At 33.0% G+C, this 16,019-nt stretch carries 15 protein-coding genes; 5 read left to right on the top strand and 10 right to left on the bottom strand.

Annotated features, from left to right (window positions below; genetic code table 11):
* Nucleotides 1-17 precede the first annotated feature (17 nt).
* Genes CF599_RS17070 through CF599_RS17065 form a run of 3 tightly spaced genes read right to left on the bottom strand, consistent with a single transcriptional unit; the run spans nucleotide 18 to nucleotide 4,090 of the window.
* Nucleotides 18-3,179, bottom strand: coding sequence for a DUF3427 domain-containing protein (locus tag CF599_RS17070; protein WP_121967169.1), 3,162 nt, complete (start codon nucleotides 3,177-3,179; stop codon nucleotides 18-20).
* Entirely contained in the window at nucleotides 3,152-3,313 is a 162-nt protein-coding gene (locus CF599_RS19575) for a hypothetical protein (protein ID WP_158221794.1), read from the bottom strand. The genes CF599_RS17070 and CF599_RS19575 overlap by 28 nt, the downstream gene beginning before the upstream one ends.
* A gap of 3 nt (nucleotides 3,314-3,316) precedes the next feature.
* A complete protein-coding gene (locus tag CF599_RS17065) occupies nucleotides 3,317-4,090 on the bottom strand; it encodes an SMI1/KNR4 family protein (RefSeq protein WP_121967168.1) in 774 nt (257 codons plus the stop codon).
* Between the two features lie 515 nt (nucleotides 4,091-4,605).
* Here CF599_RS17065 and CF599_RS17060 point away from each other — a divergent pair.
* On the top strand, nucleotides 4,606-5,283 hold the full coding sequence (locus tag CF599_RS17060) for a DUF6266 family protein (protein WP_121967167.1): 678 nt from the start codon (nucleotides 4,606-4,608) through the stop codon (nucleotides 5,281-5,283).
* Between the two features lie 59 nt (nucleotides 5,284-5,342).
* Here the strand turns inward: CF599_RS17060 and CF599_RS17055 are convergent, their stop codons facing one another.
* Complete coding sequence (locus tag CF599_RS17055) at nucleotides 5,343-5,855, bottom strand: hypothetical protein (RefSeq protein ID WP_121967166.1); 513 nt, start codon at nucleotides 5,853-5,855, stop codon at nucleotides 5,343-5,345.
* A gap of 243 nt (nucleotides 5,856-6,098) precedes the next feature.
* Between CF599_RS17055 and CF599_RS17050 the strand changes: the two genes are divergently transcribed.
* The gene (locus tag CF599_RS17050; protein WP_121967165.1) at nucleotides 6,099-6,539 is read left to right on the top strand and encodes a hypothetical protein; all 441 of its coding nucleotides are present in this window, start codon (nucleotides 6,099-6,101) and stop codon (nucleotides 6,537-6,539) included.
* A 542-nt stretch (nucleotides 6,540-7,081) separates the two neighbouring features.
* Here the strand turns inward: CF599_RS17050 and CF599_RS17045 are convergent.
* From CF599_RS17045 to CF599_RS17035, 3 genes are all read right to left on the bottom strand, one after another.
* On the bottom strand, nucleotides 7,082-8,722 hold the full coding sequence (locus CF599_RS17045) for a hypothetical protein (protein WP_143824831.1): 1,641 nt from the start codon (nucleotides 8,720-8,722) through the stop codon (nucleotides 7,082-7,084).
* A 156-nt stretch (nucleotides 8,723-8,878) separates the two neighbouring features.
* Nucleotides 8,879-9,793 carry a hypothetical protein gene (locus tag CF599_RS17040; protein ID WP_121967163.1) on the bottom strand — a complete coding sequence of 305 codons (915 nt, stop codon included), beginning with the start codon at nucleotides 9,791-9,793 and terminating at the stop codon, nucleotides 8,879-8,881.
* 124 nt (nucleotides 9,794-9,917) lie between these two features.
* Nucleotides 9,918-10,367 carry a hypothetical protein gene (locus CF599_RS17035; RefSeq protein ID WP_143824830.1) on the bottom strand — a complete coding sequence of 150 codons (450 nt, stop codon included), beginning with the start codon at nucleotides 10,365-10,367 and terminating at the stop codon, nucleotides 9,918-9,920.
* 51 nt (nucleotides 10,368-10,418) lie between these two features.
* Here CF599_RS17035 and CF599_RS17030 point away from each other — a divergent pair, with 51 nt between their 5' ends.
* From CF599_RS17030 to CF599_RS17020, 3 genes are all read left to right on the top strand, one after another.
* On the top strand, nucleotides 10,419-11,135 hold the full coding sequence (locus CF599_RS17030; RefSeq protein WP_121967161.1) for a DUF1963 domain-containing protein: 717 nt from the start codon (nucleotides 10,419-10,421) through the stop codon (nucleotides 11,133-11,135).
* Nucleotides 11,136-11,224: 89 nt separating this feature from the next.
* Complete coding sequence (locus CF599_RS17025; protein WP_121967160.1) at nucleotides 11,225-12,508, top strand: erythromycin esterase family protein; 1,284 nt, start codon at nucleotides 11,225-11,227, stop codon at nucleotides 12,506-12,508.
* Nucleotides 12,505-13,008 (top strand): YfbM family protein, encoded by a 504-nt coding sequence (locus CF599_RS17020; RefSeq protein WP_254050353.1) that lies wholly within the window; start codon nucleotides 12,505-12,507, stop codon nucleotides 13,006-13,008. The genes CF599_RS17025 and CF599_RS17020 overlap by 4 nt, the downstream gene beginning before the upstream one ends.
* Before the next feature lie 43 nt (nucleotides 13,009-13,051).
* Here the strand turns inward: CF599_RS17020 and CF599_RS17015 are convergent, their stop codons facing one another.
* The 3 genes from CF599_RS17015 to CF599_RS17005 all read right to left on the bottom strand — a co-directional run.
* A complete protein-coding gene (locus tag CF599_RS17015) occupies nucleotides 13,052-13,462 on the bottom strand; it encodes a hypothetical protein (RefSeq protein WP_254050352.1) in 411 nt (136 codons plus the stop codon).
* A 173-nt stretch (nucleotides 13,463-13,635) separates the two neighbouring features.
* Nucleotides 13,636-14,526: an outer membrane beta-barrel protein gene (locus CF599_RS17010; RefSeq protein ID WP_121967157.1), complete on the bottom strand. Its 891-nt coding sequence runs from the start codon at nucleotides 14,524-14,526 to the stop codon at nucleotides 13,636-13,638.
* A 1-nt stretch (nucleotide 14,527) separates the two neighbouring features.
* The coding region (locus tag CF599_RS17005; RefSeq protein WP_143824829.1) for a T9SS type A sorting domain-containing protein at nucleotides 14,528-16,019 on the bottom strand (1,492 nt) is incomplete at its 5' end.

The raw sequence follows: 16,019 nt of genomic DNA, 5'->3' as shown, positions 1-16,019 counted from the left end.
AAGAGTGTTCCAAAGTTTTACCCTACTCTCATTTTTAAAACCTCTTTCCACATATAATTAGGCACAGGTTCTTCTAACTGCCAAGTAATAGACATTGGTTTTGAACCTTCGTGACTAATAAAATCGGCATATCCTAAGAATACATACCCCTGTGTTTTTCCATACTCATTCTTCTTCGTTTCCCTTACAAACAATGCAATCTTTTTATCGCTCTTCTTGTGATAAATATATGAAAGCCCTTTAGGTGATTCCTCACTTGTTTGATTCTGTGATTGCCAGTGAAACAACACTTCATTTATCGCATAATCATCATACATTGTTGTTGGTGAAAAGTCTTCTTCTGATTTTTGAAGATTGATAAATAAAAGTTCTGTATTTAATGTCTTATTCTCTGCCACTCCTTCTCTATTAGGCGACTGTTTATCCAATGTACTTAACTGAAAAGCTACTAATATCTGCTCTCTAGTATATCTTGCATGCATTCTCAAAGGCAATGTATAAGGCAACCCTATACATTCTGTTTCTTCGAAAGTCAATAACTCTATCTTATACTGAATAAACTCTTTCATTTCTTCAACCATCACCTTATCACTTCCTATTATATATAATGATTCTTGTAAAGTTTGTTCAGAAGTAACTCGTTGCCAAAAATCATAGTGTAACATTAGAGCAAACAACTCAAGTTCTGTTTTATCACCGCAAAGTTTTGTTAAATCAAAGTTATTCTCTATCAATTCTAATATAAACTTAAAGTAAGTATATGATTCAGTGACTACCCATTTATTACTAAACATTGAAGTATAACGCTTTATTAACTCTTTATTTAGATGATAATCTTGTCCTAAAGCTTCTTCTTTTAATAAAGTAAAAGAGCTATTTTTATACAATACTTGTAAGTTTATACGATAAAACTCACAGAAGCTCTGTACTGTCAACTGCTGTTCTGTATCCTGACCAAACTGTCTTATACGTTGTATTAAACTACGCTTGTTTAAATCAATAGCTTGTTTAATGTTGTTCAATATATACTCTTTCGCTTGTTTCTCTAACACGATTGAGCACCCTAAGGGCAAGTGTGGAAAATCATGTTCTACCTCGTCTAAAACAGTTGTATTAGTCTTCCCAATTAATGCTCTAAACTTTTGTTCAAAATCATACTCTGAACGAGCATTACCTACAAAATCTAGTACTGTAAATACTTCTTTATTTTCATCTAACCTCAGCCCTCTTCCTAATTGTTGTAAGAATATTGTTAAACTCTCTGTTGGTCGTAAAAATAGAACTGTATCTATCTCTGGCACATCTATACCTTCATTAAATATATCTACAACGAATAGATAGTTAATTTCTTTCCTTCTTAACTTTCCTATTAATTCCTCCCTTTTATTCGTTTGGTCAGCAGTTAATATCTCCGATTTAAGTTGTCTCTCTTGAAATTTTCTATTCATGAACTCTGCATGTTCCTTACTACTACAGAATCCTAAAGCTGTAACTTCCTCGATACCCTTAGTATATTTCTCAATATTATTCAATATTTCACCTACACGTATATCATTCGACGTATACATCCTTGTCAATTGACCTGAGTCATATTTCCCTTGTCGCCAAGTTACATCCGTTAAATCAATACTATCTGAAATAGCAAAGTACTGAAATGGGCATAGTAACTTGTTATTTAGTGCATCGGGTAATCGTATTTCTGCAGCAACTCTGTAATTAAAATCTTCTAAAATATTACCACCATCCATACGTTCTGGAGTAGCAGTCAGTCCTAAGAGTATAGTACTCTTAAAATAATTAAGAACAGCCTGATAAGTAGATGCTTTAGCGTGATGTACCTCATCAAAAACAATATAATCATAATAATCTGCAGAAGCTCCCCCTCCTCTCTGTATCTCATTATATAAGGTTTGGATAGTGGCAAAGACATAACTCTTATTCACTACTTCATAGCCATCGCCTAACAACTCTCCAAAATTCTGATTGCGTAATACTTGTCTAAACTTAACTCTTGCTTGTTTTAATATATCAATGCGATGAGCAATGAATAACATCTTTGCATTAGGATTACTCTTTAAATATTCCTTAAAATCAAAAGCCGCTATCATCGTCTTACCTGTACCAGTGGCAGCCACTACCAAGTTTTTGAACGAGGTATGAATCTGACGCTCAACCTTCAGCTTTTCTAATATTTCTTTTTGATAATAATAGGGTTTAATATCAAAAAATGTTATTATTTCACTCGTATCACTACGTCCTATTTTACTTTGCTTTAAAGCACCTGAAATCTTCTCATAATCATCAGAAGTAGTATATCTCTCAAACTCTTCACTATTCCAGTAAGTCTCAAATGTTTTTTGAAACTTATTGATTACCTGTGGTATTTCTTGAGTAGTTACTTTAACGTTCCATTCAAGTCCATCTGTTAATGCAGATCTTGAGAAATTAGACGAGCCTATATACGCAGTATGGAACCCCGTATTTCGATAAAACAAGTACGCTTTAGCATGTAACCGTTCATTACCAATATTATAAGAAACCTTAACTTCCGTATTGGGCAACTTAGATAACTCTTCTATAGCTTTTGCATCCGTTGCCCCCATATAAGTAGTTGTCAACACACGTAGCTTCCCTCCTTTAGCAGTAAAAGCCTCTAAAGCAGGACGTAATAATACTATCGCTTTCCACTTAATAAATGATACTAACAAATCAACCCTATCAGATGACATAATCTCTTTTCTTAATTCACTATCTAAAGATAGACCTAAATTACCACCAGTAAATAAATCACTCTGAGTAAGTCTTGACGTAGGCATTATCTCTTTTAGATGAACAGAAACATCCTTATAATCACATTCTAATTTATCTAATACACCTGTCAATATACGACCTTGTGCATCTAATATATCAGTAACGAAGTTGTACGCTTCTATCTCTTGATGTAGATAAGTTATCAGTTTATTAATCACTTCTATCTGATAAGATACCTGTTCTTCTTTTTTCACCCTTTTAATGACATCAAAAGCTTTAGAAAGGGCAAAAGAAAAGTGTTTACACAGATAGAACGTTGCCTCTTCTAAATCTAATTGTTTGTCCTCTATATAATAGTGAGACGCTAAAGCACCTAATCTCTTTTGTAAAGATTCAGTGATTAAACTCTCGTATATTCCTGTTTGCATAAAACAACTTTTTTATTGTAATTATTTTCTGTTTTTAAAGCTACCACTTTTATACTTTTCATCAAATTAAATATTCTAAACCCCTCACTTTCTTGAGTTACCCCATAAAAAAAAGCACCTTCTGGTGCTTTCATATATTATTCCATTTCAAAATCTGTTGGTAGTATCCCGTAATCGATCAAATCAAACTCAGGGTATTTATCTTTTAAGATAGCAGTCCATTGTTTGATAAGTCCGTGTCTCATCACGCTATCGATACTCTCTTTATAATCTATAAAATACGTCGGAGCACTCCATTCGTCATAGTTAAGACGGCGTAGTGACATCGGCTGATTATTAAGCTTAATGTCTCGGATAGACTCATCTACACCAGCATCACTCTTTCCTAACGATTTCCACTCACCATCGGCTACTAAAGGAAGCGTGCTATATAACGATGCCTCGTCAGTAGTGGTGATAGCGAACTGTACACACCAACTCTTGTCTGCGTTATTTAAAAACTCTATATCAAAATCCTCTAATTGCTCTAGAGCGTAGTCGATCAAATCCTCGAAGTTAAAGTCTGTCTTCTCTACTGTATCACCGATCCAATTAAACACACGCTGACTGCGGACTTTCTCAGTACGTAACACCCAGAAGTCTTCCCCTCCATTATCACCGATCATTAGATAATCAGCCATTGATTCTTTAAGGTAGCCATTCTGTTCTATAAATTCTTCCTTACTAGTAAATAAGCCCGGTACAAAATCTTGTTGAAAACCGAAGTGCAACAAGAACTCACGGTAATAGTCTGGGAAGTCAAAACCTATTACTTTTTCTAATTCTACTACTTCATCTTCTGACAGTGGGATATAGAACACTACATCCTGCATAGGTCTTAATCGCTTTCTTATCTCTTGGTAATTTATCATCTCGTATCCTGTTCTAAATCATATTTATCAACGCAAAGGTACGATATATCTATTACCTACCTCTCATCCATTCACACCAAAAAAACAACACCACCCCATAATACACGTTAAGGAGGAATAATTTTATTATTTCCGTTATTCTAAGAGCTTTTTTACTAGTGTCATAAAAACAGCTACACCCTATTTTCTACAGGCTTTAAAAAACATAAATTGCCACAAATCAATACATTAATATCAATACATACATTCCACACAAAAACCAAAACATTTCGCAAGAGTAGTAGTCATCAATGATATAACGCACCTCTTTAACACTTCTTCAACACCTCCTCAAGATTGTGCTACTTTAGGGTGGTTTTGTTGAAGGATTCTTGAAGAGGAATAGAAAAGGTACTGAAGAAAAGAAATTCTAAAATCACACATTCTATTCTTCACTTTCTCTTGCTGTTTTTTTAAAACCTATTACTTAACAAACAACTAATATTAGATTAATTAACAAATAAAAAACAAAAATTATGGCTGAAATTAAAGACGGTATTCTAGGAGGAGTACAAGGAAAAGTAGGTACTGTAGTAGGGTATACCTACAGAGGAAAGAAGATTATTAGATCCTTATCTGATAATAGTACGAAACCTGCAACTGAAGCTCAAATACTACAACGCAGTAAACTAACTATAACAGTCAAGTTTCTAAAGAGTATTAAGGGTTTCGTTAATGCACATTATCCTGTAGTGACAACAACTAACAAAATAAAAGTAGGATATGATCAACTTCGCTCTGAGATGATGACTAATGGGCTAGAGATAAAAGAGAATATGGTGCATATCTTACCTGAGAGAGTCATACTATCAATAGGAGTACTAACTCCTGCCGCTATTCAGAAAATCAACTTTCTAAAAGATTATAAAGTGAAGGTGAGATGGGATGATACACTGATTAACGCACTTACTAATGCTAACGACCAGTTGACAATTATCGCGTTTCACGATGAATTAAACGAATTTCATACAGTTAAGAATATCGCTAAACGCACTGATAAATATACTCATTTCGAATTACCTGAAGAATGGGAAACAGGAACTATCCACTTCTGGAGTGTGTGGGTGTCTACAGAGAAATCTATTAATAGCACTAGTAGCTATCATTATCCTCTGACATTAAACCGAGCTAAAGAAGAAATACTTAAGGAGTAAACTAACTTATCTTTACAATAACATCTCGGCATTTAATAGTAGATGCTGAGATGTATTCTTTATTTAATGCGAATCATTCGCATTACTGTTTTACTAGCTTTAAAGGAGTCTGTGGAACCTGGTGAAATGCTTGTTTCACTTATAAGTTCATTAGGACTCACGAATACAACTTCGTGTACCCCATCGAAACTATCATTATTAGTTCTAAACACTAAGTACATCATCATATCAGATGGATTACCTCCACGAACTTCCTCACATAATTCCCATTTGCCTTGCTGTACTACTTTATTCTTCTGAGTTTTAATATTCTCTTTATAGTAGACTTGCTCATACTTTCCGTCCTTACTGAATATATAATAAGATAGCGGATCTTTAAGATTGTTATTTTTTAGAGGAGTTCCTGCTATGATATGATTATCTGTATCATAGATGATTCTCTCAAAAGCCCACTTGCCTATAATCTCCTTTTGTTCTTTGGCTAGATAGGGTTTACTGCCCTTGTGTGCTAAAGTTACTGAGGAAATGAATACTAAAAGTAAGGTAATAATATATTTGGGGGTATAATGCATAAGGGGATGTCTATAGGGTAATTATGAGATAGACTTACGGTTATATGTTCTTCTTAAATCTAACCATTAAATAATCGGAAATGTACAATAATAAATGGTTTGTAATTCATAAAAAAACTGGTTTTATTATACAGCATTCACATTTAACATTCACTACTTATTTAGATATTAGCAAAACTTACTTCTCTACGAACCAATACACTAGTATTAATCATACCTTTAGCAGACTAAGATAAATAGACAATGAAAAAAATAGTATTCCTACTTCCGTTATTATTAACAATTATAATGGGATTCGTTCAGGTACAACCGAATGTATTTCCTCCTATACCTATCACAGAACAAGCATTATTAGGAGAGTGGAAATTAGAGAAAGTGGAATCATATGATGTGAACAACTCACTAAAGAACACTATAACTACATCAAATAAAGAGACAATCATAAGGTTATCTCCTCAAAATAAAATAACGGTAATCGAAAATAGTTTAATAAATGAACAAGGGATATCTGATCAACACAAATGGTATCTAAAGAATAGTTACCTTCTGCTAAAAAGGACTGATATAGAAATACCTCTAAAAATCAACTCCCTAACTCAAAAAAGTACTGTTTTAGAAATGATAAACCCTAAGGCGACAGATAGAGAATACAAGGCTCTTATCTATCTTACTAAGATTAAGTAAGCAAACTAATGCATATCACCACAAAGGGCTTCCTTTGAAACAACAAGTAATACTCATTGTTTTTATACAACTAATTGAATTATCACCTTTTACACTAATACTAAATTATATTACCTAAGTTTCCACAAGATAAGTGTCAAAAAACTTCATTCTACTAAGTAGTATTAGTTAATACACAAGTTTATTAACATAATAATACAAATTTAAAGCTAAATAATAACAAATTAACATTACTATTTACTTAAAAATGTCTCATAAGTTCTATTCAAAGTCTTATAAGTACCATTTTAAACGTTTAAAATATGATACATTTGCCTCCTTTAGAAGTTTACCTTCTAGATAAATAGTAAATTAGCTTATAAGCAGTGCATTAATTGCTTAAGCCCTTAATAAGAAGTCCCCAAGGTATGGAAAGTACTTCTTAGACAGAACACAACTGATATAGCCTATTAGAATGCCTCCTAGACAGAGGCATTTTTGTATTATGACCAATTAATTGTTTTTTAGATCTATAAAAGTTAACTTCAATTACTCAATTCACTCTATCTCTTCGAAAACTTAATCGTGTCGTTATAATATTTTTGATCCCCCATACTTCTTACGAACTCGTCAGTCTTATCATATTCCTCTCTTTCATCATAGTAGTTATAGATAACACTATTGTCTTCAAATTCCATAGAAGAGATTTTCTTAGTGAGCACGCTAAAGTTGCCACTATCTTGTTTCTCGTATCTTCTCTGGGCTAATAGCTTAAAAGGCAAATACTGTGCGAGCTTACTTTGCTCATTATAGGCATAAGCAGTCTCGAATACATCATAAGTATTAGGTACCATGCCTTTAGCAGAGAAATAGAAGAATCTCATCATAAATACTTTATCACTATCTGTGACATCCTCTTCTTTAAGAGACTTAATCACTACCCTATCTAATACTTTATCTGAAGCATTTGCTAACGAAAACGCAGGTCTGATCACCGTATAGTCTATAATATTCGCATTCTCTTTATCATAGAGTACCATATAAAATATATCGTGAGGTCTGCTATTAGGAACAGAGGTAATATGCGTTCTAACAGGGATAACATATAGGGTCTCATCCTTCTTCTTAAAATTCAGATACGACTCGAATAGATCCATATATACATCCTTGCGGTCTAACTTTAACTGCGCTATAATAACATCTACACCTTCATTAAGGTTACACTTCGTCTCTTTATTTTCTTCTAGTAGTCGATTCCACGATTGCGCATCATCACTAGTATACTTACCATCTATATAAGTATATTTAGTAGTATGCGTCACTGCAGTAGTAGGACATTCTTTACAGTTAAAATTGCTTTGATAGTTGCTGTTTATCATAATCTCCTTGGTACGGGTATTATCTTCATAAAGCGCAGTTGTCCCCTTTCCATAATAAATCATATCAAGTGTACTCTCAAGACGAGTTAACTTTCTACTAACTGTAATGTCGCTATATTTAGAAGATGCCGATGGGCTGTACTTAATATCAGTGATGATACTTAGTTTATAATAGGCACACTCAGTGCTATGCTCAGTAAATTCTATTAATTCATCTGGTAATATCAGTACCCTATTAACTTTATCTGTATCTACTAAATAAACAAATGAGTGTTTAGAGCGGCTAAGGACATAGTCATCCTTAAACTCCTTAAATGTATAGTCTAACACAAAAGACAAAGGGGTAGTGTCACCTGCCTTATTTTTAGGAGTAATTTGAATGCTTGTATTTTCTACTTCAATTATATCTGTTTTAAGAACAGATTTTTCTAATGAAGATGCAATGACTTTTTGATTGCCAATATCCCATACTACTACTAACATATCATAGACATCTGTCTTACTCTTATCTTCTGATTTTAGCAATAGGGCATATACTTCCTGTGAATAAATAGCCCCCTCAGGAGTAGAATCGTAAGGTATACCACTTATAGTACACTCTACTATATCAGGTCCTCTTTCTCCTAGATCAAGTTGGTACAGCATCTTATTAAGTAACAGTGCATCCTCCTTAGTCATAAAAGTAATAAACTTATCCTGGCGAATCTGAATGGTCGAAAAATCAGTACGGGATACTTTAGAGATAGTTACATAGGCTATGAGTATAAACAATACAGCTATAATAGTGGGTAGAATCAGGGAATAAAGAATGCCTTTCTTTTGCATAAATATGAGTTATTAAGTAGTAAGGGGATAAAATGCGTATTATATATAATTAGCTAAACTCTTACGACACACTAAAATACACATAATATTTAACAAAAATCACAAACATCTCAATTGATTTAGATACAAATAGAGATCATATTAGTTCCTACACTATTACTTAGTAGGCAATACACACTTCTCATATAATCCCATAATATTAGTAATGGGGCTTGTTGATACCTTTTTATAACTCTCCTCCTCTTCATTATATACATATTCTTCCGCAAAACGCTGCATAAAATAGGATGTAGAAAAGGGAGCTTCACTTTGTTCTTTAATTAGAAAAGAAGTAGCTGTCTTAGAAGTAGGTGTACATTTCTGTTTAAGCAGAGGTAATAGACTAATACTCGTATTGCGTTCTCGTTCAATAGTTATATTTTGAAACCGCCCAGTAGCTATTCCCTCTATGACTAGTTTATCTACATTATTCACGCTAAAAGCATAATTATCTCCCCTAATATCATCTCTCTTTAAAACAGTATTATATTCAAACTGAAGTATCTTATTTAGCTTCGTTCGTTCCTTATTAGGTACAAATAATAAACGCTGATGAGAGATCACCTCTGTATTATTGATTTCCCCTGTTACCAATACATCTACTCCAATGCTTAATTCTACTGCTTTACTGTAAATAAAGGGCTGGTCAAACTCAATAACAGGATAATAACTTATGTCTTTACTATGCTTCCACGCGTTCATCGCTACACCAGAGAGAAGAATTTCTCCGCTGTCATTTAATATCGCTAAACAAATATTCCAATCTGATTTAGAAGAAGTCTGAAATGGGATAACATAGACAAAGCCAGGAGTGGCAAGTGGGCTACCTTTAAGGGTAACATTGTCTAAGTCGACATATTGATAATAACTGGTCAAATCAGCTTGTCGCATAATTAATGCTATACTTCGCTGTAGATCACTAGAAGGCAAATGAGTAGATGCTGCGCTATTAGATACCATATCTCTATAGGCGTAAGTACTACTCACACTAATAAACAAGACAAGAATAACAAATCGCTCAAACAAACTCATTTAACTTAAAAAAACTAAGTATATAAAAAACATTAACTATTTTAACAAATATATACGTTTTTAACGAGATAGAGATTGAATAGAGACTAATTATTACTCCTAATTAGGACAAAGTGAGAGTGGTTTATTTATTAGCAAGGATTCTATTATAAATAAATCTAGAACCTACACAAAAAACCAACACAGATACTAGAACAGGTAAGAAACTATACCTCACTGTATACCTTACTGATTCACTAAAAGTGTATGTGCTCCACCCTGCTTCTCTGTCTACGAATACAGAATGTGACTGGATTAATAACAATAAAACAACGATAATACTATGGATGATTACCTGTGTCCTAAATGATTTAATTCGGGTAATAAAGATGACAAATGGTAGATAAAGCACACTACATACAAGTGCTCCTTCTATTATTCCCTCTAAGTATCCTGTCTTTAGATCACCTGATATATTATTACTAAACCTATACATAGACACATAAGTCTGACCAATAGAGATAACCATAAACAGTATCAAATACAGTAATACACTCCTCCACTTATTCTTTGTTTTTAGATTATTCTGGCTCATCTTAGATAGTCTAATTTTTAATATCTTGTCCTTCTTTAAAAGAATAACACAATGTACGATAAACCTTTTGACATTATAAAATTTTATGCTGATAAACGTCAGTATTTCCCTGCGTATTTAGGCAGACAGAGTTGGATGAAAGAGCCTGACGTACTACATACAGAGATAGATATCCCACTAGGTCATTCACGTTATGGAGGCCCTATAATAGATTTACCTATAGGAGTAGAACATCCTGAAGGGTTATACTATGCAGGACAAATAGACTTGGCGTTATTCTCTCCATTTGATAAAACAGGGTTACTTCCTAAAACAGGGCAGCTAATATTCTTTGTAAATATTATGACTGATACGGGTAAAGTAATCTATGCTAATGTTCCTAATACAGAACTAGTAAGACATATAGTAGAACATGACAATAACTTCTTCTATGGAGTACTAATTGATCAGATAAAGGCAGATATAGAATTATTCTCTGAGCGTTATAGAGAACCTGAGGACGAGTATGAAGAAGATGATATAGATGATGGTGGAATGTATTGGGATTACTTCTCTGACGTACGTACGTCTAAAATATTTGGGATATTCACACATTGCCAATTAGGAAAAGAAGAAATAGAAGAGTTTATTGACTCTGATAAAATCGTACTATGGCAAGTAGGAGAAAATGAGTTTAATGATGATGGTGTATTTAGTGTATTGATAAGCGAAGAAGATTTACAGCGTTTAAACTTTGACAACTGTGAGTTTTATTGGGCACAGTCTTAGTGCATCACTGAAGATAGTAAGTTGAATAAAAACTAGGAATACTTTTGATCTAAAATCAATATCTTTAATCCTTAACTACCTTATAAATTATGACACTTAAAAAAACACTAGTAAGCTTATTTATATTGACATCGCTGACAAGTGTAGCGCAAAACAATGAAGTTACGCCATTCACTTATAATAAGAGTACTAATCAATACACAGGATTAACTCCTATCGTTAATGCGCTAAAAGATCAAACAATAGTAGCTTTAGGAGAAGGTACACACGGAACTAAAGAATTTAATGACCTAAGAGTAGAACTAATTAAAGACTTAGTGACTAAGCACAACTTTAGAATTATCACTTTTGAGAATGCCTATGGAGATACCTACATGCTTAATAAGGACATCAACTCCAATGGGGGTTTAGGACAAGCGATGAAAGAAAACTTAGTATCTGTATGGCAAACAAAAGAGATAAAGAACTTATTCTTATGGATTAGAGAATATAATAAAAAGACAAAAGATAAAGTCATCCTAACAGGGATAGATACTAACTTTCTTACTAATAGTGTATCAATCTTACAAGGAGAAAAAGACCTAACGCGCAATAAAACGTATTATGAGAACTGCTTAAAGTTATCTGATGCTGCTAAAGTCATTGACTTCAGCTGGAGTAAATCCAATGATTCGACTTTTACACCAGACTATGACAACTTAATCAAAGTAGGTACAGAAGCTTATCAATTAACGAAAGAGATGACACCTAAATATACGAAGCAACTCTCTACTGACGCACAGATTGCTCTATATAATTTGGAACTAGGATTTAGAATGTTATATGAAGTAGGTCAAAGAAATGGAGACTATACCCGTGACTATGCAATGGCTGAAACAGCGATGAGAACACAATCTTTACTGGATAAAAAGATGATAATCATCGCTCATAACGGACATATCGGTCTTACACAATCTCTACTAGACCCTATGGGAGAGTATATCAAAAAACAGTATGGTACTATGTTTTACTCATTGGGAACTTTTACAGCTAATGGTACGTATAGTGCTATGACAGATAATATAGATGTAAAGATAAGTAAGTATACTTCTTATGAATTGCCTCAAGTATTAGACAATTCTCTAGAACAACAAATGGAACAGTACCCTGAGAAGAATTACTTTGTTGATTTTAGAAATGTCCCTACAAGTGTATTCGATACTCCTAAAAAGATGAACTGGATAGGATATAAAAGAATGACTCAAGAAGAACAAACAAAGTATATGACTATTGAAAATGTGAAACTAAGAGAACACTTTGATGGTTTTATCTTTATGAATACTACAAGTGCTTCAGAACATTTTTACTTACTAAAAAAAATACTATGGGAATGATTGGAAATTTACTTCGTGTAAGCGAGGTCGAGTTAAAGAGCTATATAGAAGATAGTTCATTATTAGAGAAAAGAATTTACAAAGAGTATGACGAAAACGGTATAGATGATGCGTTAATTGATTTAGACAAATCCTGGGATGCTATTGCCTTCATATTAGGTGATACCTCTGACGAATATTTAGATCAGCCATTAGCTAAAGCAATATTTGGCTCACATACCTTAGATGAGAATCAAGATCTTGGTTACGGACCAGCTCGCTTTGTCACGACTGATGAAGTTAAGGAAATACACAATCTATTAACTCAATTATCAAATGAGGAATTAAGAAAAAGATTTAATCCTCAAGTTTTTGAAGAAGAAGAAATATACCCCTCTTTTTGGACACAAGAAAATGAAGAAGAAGTATGGGAGTACTTATCAGGCAACATTAATTTAATACGTGAACTATACAGTGTAGCAGCTAAAAACAATAACGCTGTAATTACATTTATTAACTAAAAAAAACAGCCTGCTAATAATACATTTATAGCAGGCTGTTCTATTAATAATTCTTCTCAATACATTTTAGTAATGTCCCGAAGGCTTTCTCATCAATCTTTAGTTTTCGGAAATCTGGTTCCTCTGGATCAAGAGCATTCATAGATTGGTATATACCATCGTGTTGAGGTTGTATGATAAACCACGAGACTACGCTCTCTACCATTTGGGGTTTCTTAGGATTATCTGATAGATTATTTCTTACATACGCTTTAATAATCACTGTCCCTCCTGTAGTATCTTCTATTCTCACATAATAGTTCTTGTCAGGATACTCAAAATCACTGTGTTTAATAATACTAGCTAATTGCGTATTACAATTTTGTGGATTAGCCGTTTTCTTCGTTTGACTAAATACACTAACACATCCAATCAAAAAACAGATACTGATATAATAAAATACTTTGTTGCTCATCTTCATAACTCATTTACTATTTATAAGCGTGTAAACACTTTTATATATAGTGTAAACGCTAAAAACAGATATTCCTTGCCTCTGTTTATTTGTTTTTATTCAGAAAGTACACAATACTGATAATATCTCTGTACTTTATAACCAAAAAAGGCTGTCGATTGACAGCCTTTGGATTAAAGGGTAGATGTAAATCTCTGCCCTTTTTTCTTTGTTTTACTGAAGTTAAATGAATACTTCACTTTCACTCCTATATTATAGTTCTTATAGGTAATCTTCTCTGTATTGCTCGTTAACGTAGAGTTGATCAACAATGGATTATCTAAATCTCTATCATATCCTACAAGTGATGTAGCTCCACCATTATCTTTAGCTATATCCTTTGTTAGGTTATTTAATCCAATGTCAAAATACATTCCTACATATACTGAACTCTTATCATTAAATAATTGTTTTACTCCTATCTCTGCTACATAAGACCAACGATTCTTTAATTCCAATCCATTCTTTTGACTTGCTCCATTAAAATTCCCAAAACCAACAAAAGAAGGTTCAAATAACTCCACATCATATTCTGAATAATAACCTGACGTTCTTAGAGAAGACATCTTAGTACGAGAAACTGCGTCTTCTAATTGTAAACCATAAGACACCCCTGACTTCACAAAGAAACGAACTGACTCGCCTGCTGTTTCATACTGTAACATAATAGGGATATTCAATTGTTTCATTGTTACTTTCTCTTTCAGATTACTTCCTTGATATCTAAGAATAAAAGCATCATTATCTCTATCTACTGTACTTAAGTTTCCTTTAAAGTTATCTATCCTAGACTGTGTGTGATACTGAGAATAACTTGGTTCAATCTGAATACTAAAGTTCTTACTTAAATATTGTCCATAACTAACACCTACATTAAATCCATTACCTACCACAGCTTTACTTCCTGTAGGATTATTAATTGTATTAGAAAAATGAGAACTTGTAAACACTCCTAATTCTTGTGCTTGAGAAGTATAGCAGCTCAGTAGAGCTACTATACCTGTATATATTATTTTCTTATTCATATTACTTTACTATAAAACGGATTGTTTGTTTTCTTCCATTAATATCAATTACTGCTAGATATACTCCTTGGTTCATTTGGTTAGGGAATACGATTCGATTCTCTCCAATAGAAAGCTCTTGTCTATATACAAATCTACCTTCAACAGTTAAAATATCTACTCTACCATTACTAAACTGATCAGCACTGTAATCAACCATAACATTAGTAGTCAAATCACTTGATGATACTGGGTTAGGGTATAATTTAACTTCTCGGTTACCTTGTTCGTAGATTTCTATTCTTGTAGTATAGATCTCTTCACCCGTTGATGCTCTTAAAATTGCATAATAATTATCATTCGGATTTAATTTATCTTTTTCGGACTGCCCTACAGAATAACTTTGATTAGTACTAACTAATACACCGTTTCTAAACCATTGATAACTCACAAATTTATATCCACTATTCGTAGCACTATTATTATTAACTGCTAATGTATTTTGGAACTTCTGTAAAATAACAAACTTCTCTACAATTGGTTTAATCAACTTAATTGTATACGTTTTACTCACTTTACCATCTTCTGAAGTCACTGTCACATATTGATAATAAACATTAGGTTTATGTGTATCAACAGTAAATATAGTTGGTACATCCGTAGTAGAATAATCAGTAAGCAATGAAATATTAACTATAGCTTCATCTCCTTCTTTTGAAGGTTCTAATATATGTTCTACAACTTCATCAGGATTTTTATATGTCACTCCATTAATTACAAATTCATGAATTTCAGCTTCTTTACTAGGTATACGATCTTCTTTAATTTCAAATCTCGCTTCTAGTACTAAATCATTATAATTAACGCCTCCACTAATTCTAGCTATCGCATTATAAACACCTATCTCTGTTTGTTTAGATTGTTCATATTCTATAGTAGTACCTGAAGGTAACGTTCCTGTAATTTCTATGAACTGTTCTTGATCATTATAAATCACTACTTTATCAACAAAACTAACTCCTATAATATCTGCTTTATTAATTTTTAAAGTAGAACTTAAGATAGAATCCTCATAATTTTTACCTCCAACTAAAAAAGCCTTAGCTTCATAATCCCCTGCATTAGTACCTTCATTTCCTTCGTAAGATACACTTACATCACTAGGAATACTTCCTAAAATTAAAACTCGATGTATTGTCCCATCGTAAGTAGTTGTTACTGAAGGATAAGTTATCCCCGTGATAATTGCCTTATCAATAGTTATACTTGTTGTTAAAGGTAGGTCAACATAGTTCTTTCCTCCTGTTAATACAACCTTAGCGGTATACGTTCCTGCATCAGTATACTCATTATCAGCATACTCTGCTGTTACTCCTGCTGGAAGTGTCCCTATTACTAATGCTGTCTTAGCATTACCATCATAAGTCTCTATAACTTTTGGGAAGCTTACCCCTGTTATCTCTGCTTTTCCTATTGTAAGAGTTGAGTTAATCTCTAATGCCTTATAATTATCG

The organism is Myroides sp. N17-2, assembly GCF_002286775.1.
Classification (GTDB): domain Bacteria; phylum Bacteroidota; class Bacteroidia; order Flavobacteriales; family Flavobacteriaceae; genus Flavobacterium.
The sequence above is the reverse complement of the archived record's forward strand: the minus strand, read 5'-3'. Positions and strand labels throughout refer to the sequence as shown.

Bases quoted from the DNA above. Each gene is read 5' to 3' on its own strand.
- CF599_RS17010 (WP_121967157.1), bottom strand. From the start codon at position 14,526: ATGAATAAGAAAATAATATATACAGGTATAGTAGCTCTACTGAGCTGC.
- CF599_RS17035 (WP_143824830.1), bottom strand. From the start codon at position 10,367: ATGAGCCAGAATAATCTAAAAACAAAGAATAAGTGGAGGAGTGTATTA.
- CF599_RS17020 (WP_254050353.1), top strand. From the start codon at position 12,505: ATGATTGGAAATTTACTTCGTGTAAGCGAGGTCGAGTTAAAGAGCTAT.
- CF599_RS17040 (WP_121967163.1), bottom strand. From the start codon at position 9,793: ATGAGTTTGTTTGAGCGATTTGTTATTCTTGTCTTGTTTATTAGTGTG.
- CF599_RS17045 (WP_143824831.1), bottom strand. From the start codon at position 8,722: ATGCAAAAGAAAGGCATTCTTTATTCCCTGATTCTACCCACTATTATA.
- CF599_RS17030 (WP_121967161.1), top strand. From the start codon at position 10,419: ATGTACGATAAACCTTTTGACATTATAAAATTTTATGCTGATAAACGT.
- CF599_RS17065 (WP_121967168.1), bottom strand. From the start codon at position 4,090: ATGATAAATTACCAAGAGATAAGAAAGCGATTAAGACCTATGCAGGAT.
- CF599_RS17070 (WP_121967169.1), bottom strand. From the start codon at position 3,179: ATGCAAACAGGAATATACGAGAGTTTAATCACTGAATCTTTACAAAAG.
- CF599_RS17055 (WP_121967166.1), bottom strand. From the start codon at position 5,855: ATGCATTATACCCCCAAATATATTATTACCTTACTTTTAGTATTCATT.
- CF599_RS17050 (WP_121967165.1), top strand. From the start codon at position 6,099: ATGAAAAAAATAGTATTCCTACTTCCGTTATTATTAACAATTATAATG.
- CF599_RS17060 (WP_121967167.1), top strand. From the start codon at position 4,606: ATGGCTGAAATTAAAGACGGTATTCTAGGAGGAGTACAAGGAAAAGTA.
- CF599_RS17015 (WP_254050352.1), bottom strand. From the start codon at position 13,462: ATGAGCAACAAAGTATTTTATTATATCAGTATCTGTTTTTTGATTGGA.
- CF599_RS17025 (WP_121967160.1), top strand. From the start codon at position 11,225: ATGACACTTAAAAAAACACTAGTAAGCTTATTTATATTGACATCGCTG.
- CF599_RS19575 (WP_158221794.1), bottom strand. From the start codon at position 3,313: ATGAAAGCACCAGAAGGTGCTTTTTTTTATGGGGTAACTCAAGAAAGT.